A 13,975-nucleotide genomic window follows, 5' to 3' on the forward strand; every position below is an offset into this window, starting at 1 on the left:
GCGGCGCCGATGCCGTCGTAGTAGCCGGCCCGGCCGCCGATGCCGATGTCCTCGGCCATCGTGATCTGCACATGGTCGACGTACGACCGGTTCCATATGGGCTCGAAGAGCGTGTTGGCGAACCGCAGCGCCAGGATGTTCTGGACGGTCTCCTTGCCCAGGTAGTGGTCGATGCGGAAGACCTCGTTCGGCGGAAAGACCTCGTGCACCACCTGGTTGAGCTCCTTGGCGGAGACCAGGTCGTGGCCGAACGGCTTCTCGATGACCGCGCGCCGCCAGGAGCCTTCCTTCTGGTCCGCCAGCCCGTGCTTCTTCAGCTGCTGGACGACCTTAGGGAAGAACTTCGGCGGCACGGAGAGGTAGAACGCGAAGTTGCCACCGGTGCCCTGCACCTTGTCGAGGTCCTCGATGGTGGACTTGAGCTGCTCGAACGCGTCGTCGTCGTCGAAGGTGCCCTGGACGAACCGCATCCCCTGGATGAGCTGCTGCCAGACCTCCTCACGGAACGGCGTGCGCGCGTGCTGCTCGACCGCGTCGTGGACCTCCTGCGCGAAGTCCTCGTGGGCCCACTCGCGCCGGGCGAAGCCGATGAGCGAGAAGCCCGGCGGCAGCAGCCCCCGGTTCGCGAGGTCGTAGACGGCTGGCATCAGCTTCTTGCGCGAAAGGTCGCCCGTGACGCCGAAGATGACCAGGCCCGACGGCCCCGCGATACGCGGGAGCCGTCGGTCTGCAGCATCACGGAGCGGGTTGGCTCCGCCAATACCGGACAAGTCGCTCAGCCCTCCGAGGGTGCGAGGCGCTTGAGCTCGGCCTCGGTCGACTTGAGCAGGTCGGTCCAGGACGCTTCGAACTTCTCGACGCCCTCGTCCTCGAGCTGCTGGACGACCTCGTCGTAGGAGATCCCGAGCTTCTCCACGGCCTCGAGCTCCGCGCGGGCCTGCTCGTAGGTGCCACGGACGGTGTCGCCGGTGATCTGCCCGTGGTCGCCGGTCGCGTTCAACGTCGCTTCCGGCATGGTGTTGACGGTGCCGGGGGCGACCAGCTCGTCCACGTACAGGGTGTCCTTGTACGCCTTGTCCTTGACGCCGGTCGAGGCCCACAGCGGGCGCTGCTTGTTGGCCTGCGCCTTGTCGAGGGCGGCCCAGCGGTCGGAGGAGAAGACCTCCTCGTACGCCTCGTAGGCGAGCCGGGCGTTGGCCAGGGCCGCCTTGCCACGGGCCTCCTTGGCCTCGGGGGTGCCCAGCGCGTCCAGCCGCTTGTCGATCTCGGTGTCCACGCGGGACACGAAGAACGAGGCCACCGAGCGGATCTTGGACAGGTCCAGGCCCGCGGCCTTCGCCTTCTCCAGACCGGCCAGGTAGGCGTCCATGACCTCGCGGTAGCGCTCCAGCGAGAAGATCAGCGTGACGTTGACGCTGATGCCGAGGCCGATGACCTCGGTGATCGCCGGCAGACCCGCCTTGGTGGCCGGGATCTTGATGAAGGTGTTCGGACGGTCCACCAGCCAGGCGAGCTGCTTGGCCTCCGCGATGGTCGCCTTGGTGCTGTGCGCGAGACGCGGGTCGACCTCGATGGAGACCCGGCCGTCCTGGCCGCCCGTCGAGTCGAACACGGGGCGCAGCACGTCGGCGGCGTCACGCACGTCCGCCGTCGTGATCATGCGGATGGCTTCCTCGACGGTCACCTTGCGGGCCGCGAGGTCCTCCAGCTGCTGGTCGTAGCCGTGGCCGTCCGAGATGGCCTTCTGGAAGATCGACGGGTTGGTCGTGACACCCACGACGTGCTGCTGGTCGATCAGCTCGGCGAGGTTGCCGGAGGTGATCCGGGTGCGGGACAGGTCGTCCAGCCAGATCGCGACGCCTTCGTCGGAGAGGCGCTTGAGTGCGTCTGTCATGAGAATTGCATCTCCTACTTGTCGTATACCGGCGTCAGCGCGCGGCGGCTTCGATCGATTCCCGCGCTGCGGCGGCCACGGCCTCGGCGGTGAAACCGAACTCGCGGAAGAGGACCTTGCCGTCCGCGGAAGCGCCGAAGTGCTCCAGCGAGACGATGCGTCCGGCGTCACCGACGTAACGGTGCCAGGTCAGACCGATGCCGGCCTCGACCGCGACTCGCGCCTTGAGCGACGGGGGAAGCACCGAGTCCCGGTACCCCTGGTCCTGCTCCTCGAACCACTCGACCGAGGGCATCGAGACCACGCGGGCCGGGATGCCGGCCGCCTGGAGCTGCTCGCGGGCGCCGACGGCCAGCTGGACCTCGGAGCCGGTGCCGATCAGCACCACCTGGGCGTCGCCGCCCTCTGCCTCGAAGAGCACGTAGCCGCCCTTGGCCGCGTCCTCGTTGCACTCGTAGGTCGGCACACCCTGGCGGGTCAGCGCGAGGCCGTGCGGGGCGCCCTTGCCGAACTCCTTGGTGTACCGCTTGAGGATCTCGCGCCAGGCGATCGCGGTCTCGTTGGCGTCGGCCGGGCGCACGATGTTCAGGCCCGGGATGGCGCGCAGCGAGGCCAGGTGCTCCACCGGCTGGTGGGTCGGGCCGTCCTCGCCGAGGCCGATCGAGTCGTGCGTCCACACGTAGGTGACCGGCAGGTGCATCAGGGCGGAGAGCCGTACGGCGTTGCGCATGTAGTCGGAGAACACCAGGAAGGTGCCGCCGTAGACGCGGGTGTTGCCGTGCAGGGCGATGCCGTTCATGACCGCGGCCATCGCGTGCTCGCGGATGCCGAAGTGGATCGTCCGGCCGTACGGGTCGGCCTCCGGCAGCGGGTTGCCCGCGGGGAGGAACGACGACGTCTTGTCGATCGTCGTGTTGTTCGAGCCGGCCAGGTCGGCGGAGCCGCCCCACAGCTCGGGCACGACCGCGCCGAGCGCCTGGAGCACCTTGCCGGACGCGGCACGGGTGGCGACGCCCTTGCCGGTCTCGAACTCCGGCAGCGCGTCCTCCCAGCCCTCGGGAAGCTCGCCCGAACGGATCCGGTCGAACTCGGCGGCGCGCTCCGGGTTGGCCGTACGCCACGCGGCGAACGTCTTCTCCCACTCGCCGCGGGCCTCGCGGCCGCGGTCAAGGGCGCCACGGGTGTGCCCGAGGACCTCGTCGGAGACCTCGAAGCTCTGCTCCGGGTCGAAGCCCAGGACGCGCTTGGTGGCCGCGACCTCCTCGGCGCCCAGCGCCGAGCCGTGCGCGGCCTCCGTGTTCTGAGCGTGCGGGGCGGGCCAGGCGATGATCGAGCGGGCCGCGATGAACGAGGGGCGCTCGGTCTCGGCCTGCGCGGCCTTCAGGGCGTTGTAGAGGCCGACCGGGTCGAGGTCGCCGTTCTCCAGCTGCTGGACGCGCTGGACGTGCCAGCCGTACGCCTCGTAGCGCTGGAGCGTGTCCTCGGAGACGGCCGTCTCCGTGTCGCCCTCGATCGAGATGTGGTTGTCGTCCCACAGCAGGACCAGATTGCCGAGCTTCTGGTGGCCGGCCAGCGAGGAGGCCTCGGCCGAGATGCCCTCCTGGAGGCAGCCGTCGCCGGCGATGCACCAGACCGTGTGGTCGAAGGGGGACGTACCGGGCTCGGCGTCCGGGTCGAACAGGCCGCGCTCGTAGCGGGCGGCCATGGCCATGCCCACGGCGTTGGCGACACCCTGGCCGAGCGGCCCCGTCGTCGTCTCGACGCCCGTGGTGTGCCCGTACTCCGGGTGGCCGGGGGTCTTCGAGCCCCAGGTGCGGAACGCCTTCAGATCGTCCAGCTCCAGGCCGTAGCCCGCCAGGTAGAGCTGGATGTAGAGCGTCAGCGACGAGTGGCCGGCGGACAGGACGAACCGGTCACGGCCGGTCCAGTCGGCGTCCGCGGGGTCGTGCCGCATCAGCTTCTGGAAGAGCACATACGCGGCGGGGGCCAGGCTCATGGCCGTACCCGGATGGCCGTTGCCGACCTTCTGTACGGAATCCATGGCCAGGACGCGGACGGTGTCGACTGCCCGCTGGTCCAACGCGGTCCACTCGAGGTCTGTGGTGGTCGGCTTGGTGCTCACCCTGAGTCAGGGCTCCTCTCCACATGTCGAATCCCGGTGACTGAGGCGTGTACCGGGCGCTGTCGAGCCTACCCTCGCAGCAACGCGCCCCTTTTCGGTCACGCGTCTTTCCCATTGGACACTGTCAGAGTGCGGGCGCCAGGTGTTCTCCGCCTGTCGGCGATGTATACGCCCGGCGTCGCGCCGGCGCTCAACACGAGTCGACCCCCGCGAAGATCGGCGTACGGGCAGCGTCTAGAGTGGCGTGGTACGCGCAAGTCTTACCGGGTCTTCACTCCGACCACCGCCCTTCGGGCGTGGGAGGCACTCCCAGGGACTTGCTGGGATTTCTCTGTCAGGGGTGTGCGTGACGGCCGTCGAGTCCCGACCCGCGGGGGTCGTCTTGGCTACCGGCCCGGGGGGCCATCGGCCGTTCGGGGCCCGCGCCAAGGCGTTCGTGGCACTGACCAAGCCGCGGATCATCGAGCTGCTGCTGATCACCACCGTTCCGGTGATGTTCCTCGCCGAGCAGGGCGTTCCCGACCTGTGGCTCGTGCTCGCCACGTGCCTCGGCGGGTACCTGTCCGCCGGCGGCGCCAACGCGCTCAACATGTACATCGACCGCGACATCGACGCGTTGATGGACCGCACCTCGCAGCGGCCGCTCGTCACCGGCATGGTGTCCCCGCGCGAAGGTCTCGTCTTCGGTCTGACCCTCGCCGTGGTCTCCACGCTCTGGTTCGGGCTGCTGGTCAACTGGCTGTCGGCCGCCCTGTCGCTCGGAGCGCTGCTCTTCTACGTCGTCGTCTACACGATGATCCTCAAGCGCCGCACCGCGCAGAACATCGTCTGGGGCGGCATCGCCGGCTGTATGCCGGTCCTGATCGGCTGGTCCTCCGTCACCAACTCGATGTCCTGGGCCGCCGTCGTCCTCTTCCTCGTCATCTTCTTCTGGACGCCGCCGCACTACTGGCCGCTGTCGATGAAGGTGAAGGACGACTACGCGAGGGTCGGCGTGCCGATGCTCCCGGTCGTCGCGGGCAACAAGGTCGTCGCCCGGCAGATCGTCCTCTACAGCTGGGTGATGGTCGCCGTCTCGCTGCTGCTGACCCCTCTCGGCTACACCGGCTGGTTCTACACCGCGGTCGCGCTCGTCTCCGGCGGCTGGTGGCTGTGGGAGGCGCACGCGCTGCAGAGCAGGGCCAAGGCGGGCGAGACCGGCGGCAAGCTCAAGGAGATGCGCCTCTTCCACTGGTCCATCACCTATGTGTCCCTGCTGTTCGTGGCCGTCGCGGTGGACCCCTTCCTGCGCTGACGGCAGCCGCCGCGCGCAAGGTGGCCGAGGCCACTCGGTTCTGCCGTCGCCAGTCGATCTACCCGCGAGTAGCATGCGGTTCATGGCAGAAACCAAGGTTGAAGAGACCGCGTCCTCACCGGCCGCCGACGCCCGCGCCGAGCGCAAGGCCGCGAAGCTCGCCAAGCAGATCAAGGCCTTCGCGGGCGCGCACGGCGGTGCCGAGGGCCAGCTCGCCTACATCGGCCAGATGGGCACCCGGATCGTGCTCGTCGGCGAGGACGGCGCCTGGGGAGACCTCGTGGCACCGAACAACGCCGTCGCCGTCAGCGCCGCGGAGAAGTCCGGGATCACGCTGCACGAGTCGTTCGACGGCGACTTCGCCGCCAAGGTCCGCACCGGCCCGTACGAGTGGAGCCGCATGGCCGGCATCCAGGTCGGCGGCCCTTCCAACGCCTGACCAACACCTCACGCGGTGCTCACCCGTTAGGACTGTGGAAGCACGGTCCTAGACAGGGAGCTCCCGATGATCGACGCCGCGTCGTCAGTGCGTCTGGTCGACCAGTACTGCCACGGGGTGCTCCGCACGGAACTGGGCCTCGGCACCTTCGAGACGTACCTGGGCCCCGCCGCCGGAGCCCCGCCGGCCTCCGGCACCACCTTCTTCGACACCCAGACAGGGTTCGCGGTCCGGCGCTGGTGCCCGCCGCTCCTGGGGCTCGAACCGCACTGCCCGCCCGCCCACTACCTGGCCCGCCGTCGCGAGCTCGGAGTGGTCGAGGCGGGCAGACGCCTTCTGCGGGGCACCGGGATCGCCACCTACCTCGTGGACACCGGCCTGCCCGGGGACCTCGCGGGCCCCGCCGAACTCGCCGCGGCCGGGGCGGCCCAGGCACGCGAGATCGTCCGCCTCGAACTGCTCGCCGAACAGGTGGCGGACACCTCGGGAACCGTCGAATCCTTCCTCGCGAACCTCGCGGAGGCCGTCCACGGGGCAGCCGGTTCGGCCGTCGCCTTCACCACCGTCGCCGCCGGGCGGCTGGCGGACCGGCCGGAGCCACCCGGTCCCGGCGAGGTGCGTGGAGCGGCCGGCCGCTGGCTCGCCGGCCGCCGGGTGGGCGACCGCCTCACCGATCCGGTCCTGCTGAGGCACCTGCTGTGGGCCTCCCTCGCCACCGGCCTGCCGCTGCAGCTGCACATCGGCGTACGGGACCCGATGCCGCTCGCCGGCTTCGCCGCGGCGACCGCAGGCCTCGGCACGGACCTGGTCCTGCTGCACGGCTACCCCCACCATCGCAGCGCCGCGCAGCTCGCCGGCGCGTACCCGCACGTCTACGCCGACCTCGGCCCCGCCCTCGCGCAGACCGGGGCGAGGGCGGCGGCGGTCCTGGCGGAGATCCTCGAACTCGCGCCCTTCGGCAAGCTCCTCTTCTCCAGCGGCGCGCGGGGCCTGCCGGAGCTTCATGTCGTCGGAGCGCGGTCCTTCCGCGACGCGCTCGGCCGGGTGCTCGGCGGCTGGGTCGCGGACGGCGCGTGGTCGCGGGGCGACGCGGAGCGGGTGGCGACGATGCTGGCGGCGGGGAACGCGGGGCGGGTGTACGGCCTGCGCGCCTGACGCCGTGCCTGTCCCCTCCCCGCCCCTTCCCGCTGTACCGATGTGCGGCTCCACCGCGTGGGGGCTCCGCCCGGACCCGTTCACCGGAACCGGGCTCCACCCGGACCCGTCCTCCGCGTCCGGGCTCCACCCGGCCGTCCTCCGGGCCCGGGCTCTGCCGTGACCCGGCACCGCCCTGCGCACGGGCCCGGACCCGGCACCGCGCTGCGCACGGGGTTCGGGGGCTCCTCCCCCTACGCCTGGCGGCGTGGGGGGACCCCCACCGGACCCCCGCGCCTCAAACTCCCCCTACGCCCTGACGGGCGTGGGAGGGACCCTCAGTGAGGCTGGATTTGCCCGGCAACGCCGGAGCCGCCGGCGGGTGCCATCCCCCCGACGCCGACGCCGACGCCGCCGCCGGCGAGGCTGATTCCTGGCGGCGAAAGCTCCGCCGCCAGGGCAGGGCTGGAGTGCCGCGCAGCGGCATTTCAGCCCGCCCGGGGGCACCTCCCACGCCCGCCAGGCCGTAGGGAGAGATTGAGGGCACCGCGCGAAGCGCGGTACTCCGCCCGCAGGGCGGTACGGGGCCCGAGGCCTGCCCGACACGCGGCGGGGCCGCGTGTCGGCACAGCGGGAAGGGGCGGGGAGGGGAACAGCTCCGCGCAGCGGCGGGGCGTCAGGCCGAGGTCAGGGCGTCCGCGTCCCGCGGCGTCGTGGTCGGCAGCGGCAGTGCTTCCCGCTCCCGCAGGCTCAGCGCCAGCCTCAGCACGGCGATCCACATCAGGGAGGAGCCGAGCATGTGCGCGCCGACCAGCAGCTCAGGCACCCCGGTGAAGTACTGGACGTAGCCGAGCACGCCCTGGAGCAGCACCACCAGCAGCAGGTCACGCGCGCGGGCGCGGGTGTCGTCGGGGGCGTCGACCACGCGCAGGACGAGCCACATCGCGACGGCCAGCGCACAGACCACCCACGCGGCGATCGCGTGGACGTGCGCGGCGGCGGCCCAGTCCCACGGCATGCGCGGGACGTCGCTGCTGTCGCCCGCGTGCTTGCCGGAGCCGGTCACCGTGGTGCCGAGGGCGATCAGGACCGCGGAGACCGCGACGATCGCCCAGGACAGCTTGCGGACCGGCCTCGGGACCCGCGGCCGCGGCGCGCCGTCGCCTTCCCGGGTGCGCACCCACGTCACGGTCGCGACCGTGAGCAGCGCGTTGGCCAGCAGGAAGTGGCCGGCCACGGTCCACGGGTTGAGGCCCGCCCACACCGTGACGCCGCCGATGACGGCGTTCCCCATGACGATCCAGAACTGTGCCCAGGCCAGCCTCGTCAGACCGCGCCGCCGCGGCTTCACGGCGCGCACCGCGATGATCGCCCAGCCGACGGCCGCCGACAGGACGTACGTCAGCATCCGGTTGCCGAACTCGATCGCGCCGTGGATGCCCTGCTCAGGCGTGGCGAAGAGGCTGTCGTCCGTGCACTTGGGCCACGTGTCGCAGCCCAGGCCGGAGCCGGTGAGCCGTACGGCGCCGCCGGTGACGATGATGACGACGGTCATCACGATGGCTGAGAGCGCGGCGCGCCGCAGGATTTTGGGCGACGGTGTCCAGCGCTGGGCGATATGGGCGAGGGGGGTCTGCACGGCCCCTATCGTAAGCGGGCCCTTGTGCACGGTTTCACGAGGGGTCGGCGGAGGGCACGGGGGAGGGGGACGGCGGGGGCGTCGACGCCTTCGTCGACGGCCCCGTGGACGAAGGCGCCGACGTCATGCGGAAGCGGGAGCCGTCGAGGTGGCCCTCCTCGTCCCACCACAGTGCGAAACGCCAGCACGTGGGCCCGGGCGGCGCGTCGGGCGAGTGGAGGAAGGCGTCCGTCAGGTCCGCGGCCACCGCCTCCGCCGTGCAGTCGGTGACGGCGTCCATGCCGCGCCAGGGGTACGCCAGCGACTCCCAGGAGCCGTCGGCCCGGAGCACGTCGAACCGCCACACGGCCCGCCAGGAGTTGGCGCGCAGGATCCTGTCCACCTCGGCCCGGTCCAGTCCGAGGCCCTGCGCGACCGCCTCCGGCGCCACGCCGTCGATCCGTGCGGACAGGACCGCGAGCGGCAGCAGCCGCCGCGGGAGCAGTTCACGTTTGTGCAGCTGGGTGAGACCGCCCTCGAACGGGCAGCGGCGCAGGCGGCGTTCGAGCTGGTCACCGAGGTGCTCGAGCATCGCGGCGTGGGCGCGCTCCGCCGGGTCGGGCGGCTGCCAGAGCGCGTGGAACTCCCGTTCCGCCCGTACGGCCCATTCCGCCGCGTCCACCGGCCTGCCGAGTTCCTCGAGGCGGTCGCCGAGGAAGACGTGCGCCTGGGCGAGGCCCTCGCGGTTGACCGGGTCGGAGAGATCGAGCCGCTCCCACACGGCGATCGCCCGGTGGGTGGCCTCCACCGCGGCGAGTCCGGCCAGGCGGTCCTCGGCGCACGGCTGTTCGCCGTGCGGCCGGAAGGCGTAGCGGGGCAGGCCCAGTTCGTCGCTGAGCGGCTCGGCGAGGTACACCGACTGGCTGATCAGCGCCCGCGCGTACCAGCGGGCGTGCTCGTCGTCGTGGCGGGCTGGCTCGGCGCAGTACCGGACGGCCTTCTCGACGGCGCTCAGCGCGTCGGCGCGCCGGCCGGTGTCGAAGTGGTGCCGGGCCAGGTCCGCGTACCGCAGGCTCAGCCGTGCGGAGAGGGCGAGGTCGCCCTCGGCGTGCGGGACGAGGGCGGAGATCAGCTCGGTGAGCATCCGCATCCGCGTCCCGGACGAGGACACGGGCCTGCCGGTCCTGACCTTCGCCCACTCCGCGTCCAGCCGCAGCGCGGCAGCTCGCTCCATCCAGGCCTCCCACCGTGCGCTCCGTGCGGGTCTCGGCAGGGTCGGCCCGGCGCGCGTGTCACTCCCAGCGGAAGGTCCGGGCGGCCGCGCCCAGTCCGAGCACCGCCCAGAGGGCGAGGATGCCCAGATTGCCCCACGGCATGCCCGCTCCGTGTCCCAGGACGTCACGAAGTCCGTCGGAGAGCGCGGAGATGGGCAGCAGACCCAGCACCGACGCGACGCCGTCGGGGAACCTGTCCAGCGGCACGATCACCCCGCCGCCGACGAGCAGCAGCAGGAAGACGAGATTGGCCGCCGCGAGGGTCACCTCGGCCTTGAGCGTGCCGGCCATGAGCAGGCCGAGGCCGGAGAAGGCGGCGGTGCCGAGGACGAGGAGCAGCAGCACGGCGAGCGGGCCGCCCTGCGGCGACCAGCCGAGCGCCAACGCGATGACGGTCAGCAGGACCACCTGGAGGATCTCCGTGACCAGGACGGAGAGCGTCTTGGCGGTCATCAGGGCCCAGCGGGGGATCGGTGAGGCCCCGAGCCGCTTGAGCACGCCGTAGCGGCGCTCGAACCCGGTGGCGATGGCCTGGCCGGTGAAGGCGGTGGACATCACGGCCAGCGCGAGGACACCGGGGGCGAGGAAGTCGACGGCCCGTCCCTCCCCGCCACTCGTCTCCGTCGGCACGGCGACGATGTCGACGGTGGAGAACAGCACGAGCAGCAGTGACGGGATGACGACGGTGAGCAGCAGCTGCTCACCGTTGCGCAGCAGCATCTTCGTCTCGAAGGCGGCCTGCGAGACGATCATGCGGCCCAGCGGTGCGGCGCCCGGCGCCGGTGTGTACGTGCCGGCGCTCATCCGCGCAGCTCCTTGCCCGTCAGCTCGAGGAACACGTCCTCGAGGGTGTGCCGCTCCACCGAGATGCCGTGCGGCAGTACGCCGTGCTGGGCGCACCATGAGGTGACCGTCGCCAGTAGCTGCGGATCGACCTCGCCGGTGATCCGGTACTCGCCCGGGGTGAGCTCCGCCGCCGCCGAGCCGTCGGGCAGCGCCTTCAGCAGGGAGCCGACGTCGAGGCCCGGGCGCCCGGTGAAGCGCAGGGTGTTCTCCGCGCCGCCGCGGCACAGCTCCTCCGCACTGCCCTGGGCGACCACCCGGCCGGCGTCGATGATCGCGATGTGGTCGGCGAGTTCCTCGGCCTCGTCCATGAAGTGCGTGGTCAGCACGGTGGTGACGCCGTCGGCGCGCAGTTCGCGGACGAGCTCCCAGGTGGCGCGGCGGGCCTGCGGGTCGAGACCGGCGGTGGGTTCGTCGAGGAAGACCAGCTCGGGGCGGCCGACGACGGCCATGGCGAGCGCGAGGCGCTGCTGCTGGCCGCCGGAGAGCCGCCGGTACGTCGTGCGGCCGCAGCCGCCGAGGCCGAGGCGTTCGATCAGGGCGTCCACGTCCAGAGGGCGGGCGTGCAGGGAGGCCATGTGGCGGAGCATCTCGTCGGCCCGGGCACCGGAGTACACACCACCCGACTGGAGCATCACGCCGATGCGGGGCCGCAGCCGGGCGGCGTCGGCGACCGGGTCGAGGCCGAGGACCCGCACGGTGCCGGCGTCGGCGCGGCGGTAGCCCTCGCAGGTCTCGATCGTGGTGGTCTTGCCGGCCCCGTTGGGACCGAGGACGGCGGTCACGGAGCCCGGTGCGACATCGAGGTCCAGGCCGTCCACGGCGGCCTTGGGTCCGTACCGCTTGACCAGGCCCCGGATCCGGACGGCAGGCTCGCTCAGCATGCCGGGAAGTCTAGGCGGGGGCCGGACGTCACCGGCCCGCGGGTCCCGGGGCGCCCGTCCGCACGGGCCGGCGGCCCAGGGGCCCTCACCAGGGCTTCAGTCCTCCGGTTGATCATTTCCGCAGGTCAGCTTAGGTATGCCTAAGTGATGTACGGCACCGGGTGGTGATCGGGACGCCGCTTGTCACTCTCTGAGGAATTACGCAACAATGGCGTTGTGAAAAACGTCGGCGAGGCTCCCCAGGAGGAACTCGCGACCGGTGAGCGTTCGACGCGCAACCGTGTCGCGCGCTCCATCCTGGACCACGGACCGTCCACCGTGGCCGATCTCGCAGGGCGTCTGGGGCTGACCCAGGCAGCCGTCCGCCGGCACCTCGACTCCCTCGTCGCGGAGAACGTCGTGGAGGCGCGCGAGCAGCGTGTCTACGGCGCTCGCACCCGCGGCAGGCCCGCCAAGGTGTTCGCCCTGACCGACTGCGGCCGGGACGCCTTCGACCAGTCGTACGACACGCTGGCCGTCGACGCCCTGAAATGGATCGAGGAGAACGCCGGAGGAGAGGCGGCCGTCGCCGCCTTCGCCCGGGACCGGATCGAGGCGCAGGCCGTGGCCTACCGCGCGGCCGTGGAGGCCGCGGCGCCCGAGGAGCGTACGGAAGCGCTGGCCAAGGCCCTGAGCGCCGACGGGTACGCTGCTACGGCCCGCAGCGCGCCGGTCGGCGAGCAGCTCTGCCAGCACCACTGCCCGGTCGCCCACGCGGCCGAGAAGTATCCGCAGCTGTGCGAGGCGGAGACCGAGGTCTTCTCGCGGCTCCTCGGGACACACGTGCAGCGGCTCGCCACCATCGCCCACGGCGACGGTGTCTGCACCACGTTCATCCCTCGAGGGGCGCCCCAGGGCGGCACCTCGCCGCCACCGGGCGACCCGCCAGGTGACAGCACCACACAGACCCGCACCACACCATCAGCTTCTGCAAGCACGGCCGGGAGGAACCCCGCATGACTCTCCCCACGGAGACTGCCCACCCCGAACTCGAGGGTCTGGGTAAGTACGAATTCGGCTGGGCCGACTCCGACGCGGCGGGTGCCGCGGCCAAGCGCGGTCTCTCCGAGGACGTCGTCCGCGACATCTCCGCGAAGAAGAACGAGCCGGAGTGGATGCTGAAGCTGCGGCTGAAGGGTCTGCGCCTCTTCGACAAGAAGCCCATGCCCAGCTGGGGCTCCGACCTCTCCGGCATCGACTTCGACAACATCAAGTACTTCGTGCGCTCCACCGAGGCCCAGGCCGCCTCGTGGGAGGAGCTGCCCGAGGACATCAAGAACACCTACGACAAGCTCGGCATCCCGGAGGCGGAGAAGCAGCGCCTGGTCGCCGGTGTCGCCGCGCAGTACGAGTCCGAGGTCGTCTACCACCAGATCCGCGAGGACCTGGAGGAGCAGGGCGTCATCTTCCTCGACACGGACACCGCGCTGAAGGAGCACCCGGAGCTCTTCCAGGAGTACTTCGGCACCGTCATCCCGGTCGGCGACAACAAGTTCGCGTCGCTGAACACCGCCGTGTGGTCCGGCGGGTCGTTCATCTACGTCCCCAAGGGCGTCCACGTGGACATCCCGCTGCAGGCCTACTTCCGTATCAACACGGAGAACATGGGCCAGTTCGAGCGGACGCTGATCATCGTCGACGAGGACGCCTACGTCCACTACGTCGAGGGCTGCACCGCCCCGATCTACTCCTCGGACTCGCTGCACAGCGCCGTGGTCGAGATCATCGTCAAGAAGGGCGGCCGCTGCCGCTACACGACCATCCAGAACTGGTCGAACAACGTCTACAACCTGGTCACCAAGCGCGCCGTGGCGTACGAGGGCGCGACCATGGAGTGGGTCGACGGCAACATCGGCTCCAAGGTGACCATGAAGTACCCGGCCGTCTACCTGATGGGCGAGCACGCCAAGGGCGAGACCCTGTCCATCGCCTTCGCGGGCGAGGGCCAGCACCAGGACGCCGGCGCCAAGATGGTCCACATGGCCCCGAACACCTCGTCCAACATCGTCTCCAAGTCGGTGGCGCGAGGCGGCGGCCGTACGTCCTACCGCGGTCTGATCGAGATCGGCGAGGGCGCGCCGGGCGCGAAGTCCAACGTGCTCTGCGACGCGCTGCTCGTCGACACGATCTCCCGCTCGGACACCTACCCGTACGTCGACGTCCGCGAGGACGACGTCTCCATGGGTCACGAGGCGACCGTCTCCAAGGTCTCCGAGGACCAGCTCTTCTACCTGATGAGCCGCGGCATGACCGAGTTCGAGGCGATGGCGATGATCGTGCGCGGCTTCGTCGAGCCGATCGCCAAGGAACTCCCCATGGAGTACGCGCTGGAGCTCAACCGGCTGATCGAGCTGCAGATGGAGGGCTCGGTGGGCTGACGCCTCCCGGGACCGCAAGCAGCGACCGACTTCTGACGTAGGAAGAGAGCAAGACG

At 71.0% G+C, this 13,975-nt stretch carries 12 protein-coding genes; 5 read left to right on the forward strand and 7 right to left on the reverse strand.

Going from position 1 to position 13,975, the window contains the following annotated elements; translation table 11 throughout:
• From AB0K36_RS30620 to tkt, 3 genes are all read right to left on the reverse strand, one after another.
• The coding region (locus tag AB0K36_RS30620; protein WP_364600480.1) for a glucose-6-phosphate dehydrogenase at positions 1-770 on the reverse strand (770 nt) is incomplete at its 3' end.
• Positions 771-775: 5 nt separating this feature from the next.
• Positions 776-1,894 (reverse strand): transaldolase, encoded by a 1,119-nt coding sequence (gene tal / locus AB0K36_RS30625; protein WP_189472421.1) that lies wholly within the window; start codon positions 1,892-1,894, stop codon positions 776-778.
• Between the two features lie 34 nt (positions 1,895-1,928).
• Positions 1,929-4,016, reverse strand: a complete 2,088-nt coding sequence (gene tkt / locus AB0K36_RS30630; RefSeq protein WP_364600482.1) for a transketolase — start codon at positions 4,014-4,016, stop codon at positions 1,929-1,931.
• Between the two features lie 340 nt (positions 4,017-4,356).
• Between tkt and AB0K36_RS30635 the strand changes: the two genes are divergently transcribed.
• From AB0K36_RS30635 to AB0K36_RS30645, 3 genes are all read left to right on the forward strand, one after another.
• A complete protein-coding gene (locus AB0K36_RS30635; protein ID WP_435877968.1) occupies positions 4,357-5,310 on the forward strand; it encodes a heme o synthase in 954 nt (317 codons plus the stop codon).
• Between the two features lie 82 nt (positions 5,311-5,392).
• Positions 5,393-5,749: a hypothetical protein gene (locus AB0K36_RS30640; protein WP_364600486.1), complete on the forward strand. Its 357-nt coding sequence runs from the start codon at positions 5,393-5,395 to the stop codon at positions 5,747-5,749.
• Between the two features lie 66 nt (positions 5,750-5,815).
• The gene (locus tag AB0K36_RS30645) at positions 5,816-6,904 is read left to right on the forward strand and encodes an amidohydrolase family protein (RefSeq protein WP_364600488.1); all 1,089 of its coding nucleotides are present in this window, start codon (positions 5,816-5,818) and stop codon (positions 6,902-6,904) included.
• 655 nt (positions 6,905-7,559) lie between these two features.
• Here the strand turns inward: AB0K36_RS30645 and AB0K36_RS30650 are convergent.
• The 4 genes from AB0K36_RS30650 to AB0K36_RS30665 are packed head-to-tail and all read right to left on the reverse strand — an operon-like array spanning position 7,560 to position 11,502.
• The gene (locus AB0K36_RS30650) at positions 7,560-8,531 is read right to left on the reverse strand and encodes a COX15/CtaA family protein (protein WP_435877969.1); all 972 of its coding nucleotides are present in this window, start codon (positions 8,529-8,531) and stop codon (positions 7,560-7,562) included.
• A gap of 25 nt (positions 8,532-8,556) precedes the next feature.
• Complete coding sequence (locus AB0K36_RS30655) at positions 8,557-9,735, reverse strand: hypothetical protein (RefSeq protein ID WP_364600492.1); 1,179 nt, start codon at positions 9,733-9,735, stop codon at positions 8,557-8,559.
• Between the two features lie 58 nt (positions 9,736-9,793).
• Positions 9,794-10,579: an ABC transporter permease gene (locus tag AB0K36_RS30660; protein WP_364600494.1), complete on the reverse strand. Its 786-nt coding sequence runs from the start codon at positions 10,577-10,579 to the stop codon at positions 9,794-9,796.
• Complete coding sequence (locus tag AB0K36_RS30665) at positions 10,576-11,502, reverse strand: ABC transporter ATP-binding protein (protein WP_364600496.1); 927 nt, start codon at positions 11,500-11,502, stop codon at positions 10,576-10,578. The genes AB0K36_RS30660 and AB0K36_RS30665 overlap by 4 nt, the downstream gene beginning before the upstream one ends.
• Positions 11,503-11,718: 216 nt before the next feature.
• Here AB0K36_RS30665 and AB0K36_RS30670 point away from each other — a divergent pair, with 216 nt between their 5' ends.
• Together AB0K36_RS30670 and sufB are read left to right on the forward strand one after the other, a co-directional pair.
• Positions 11,719-12,501, forward strand: a complete 783-nt coding sequence (locus AB0K36_RS30670) for a helix-turn-helix transcriptional regulator (protein WP_364600498.1) — start codon at positions 11,719-11,721, stop codon at positions 12,499-12,501.
• Positions 12,498-13,919 carry a Fe-S cluster assembly protein SufB gene (gene sufB, locus AB0K36_RS30675; RefSeq protein ID WP_005319002.1) on the forward strand — a complete coding sequence of 474 codons (1,422 nt, stop codon included), beginning with the start codon at positions 12,498-12,500 and terminating at the stop codon, positions 13,917-13,919. The genes AB0K36_RS30670 and sufB overlap by 4 nt, the downstream gene beginning before the upstream one ends.
• Positions 13,920-13,975: the final 56 nt, after the last annotated feature.

Source organism: Streptomyces kurssanovii, assembly GCF_040677245.1.
Taxonomy (GTDB): domain Bacteria; phylum Actinomycetota; class Actinomycetes; order Streptomycetales; family Streptomycetaceae; genus Streptomyces; species Streptomyces kurssanovii.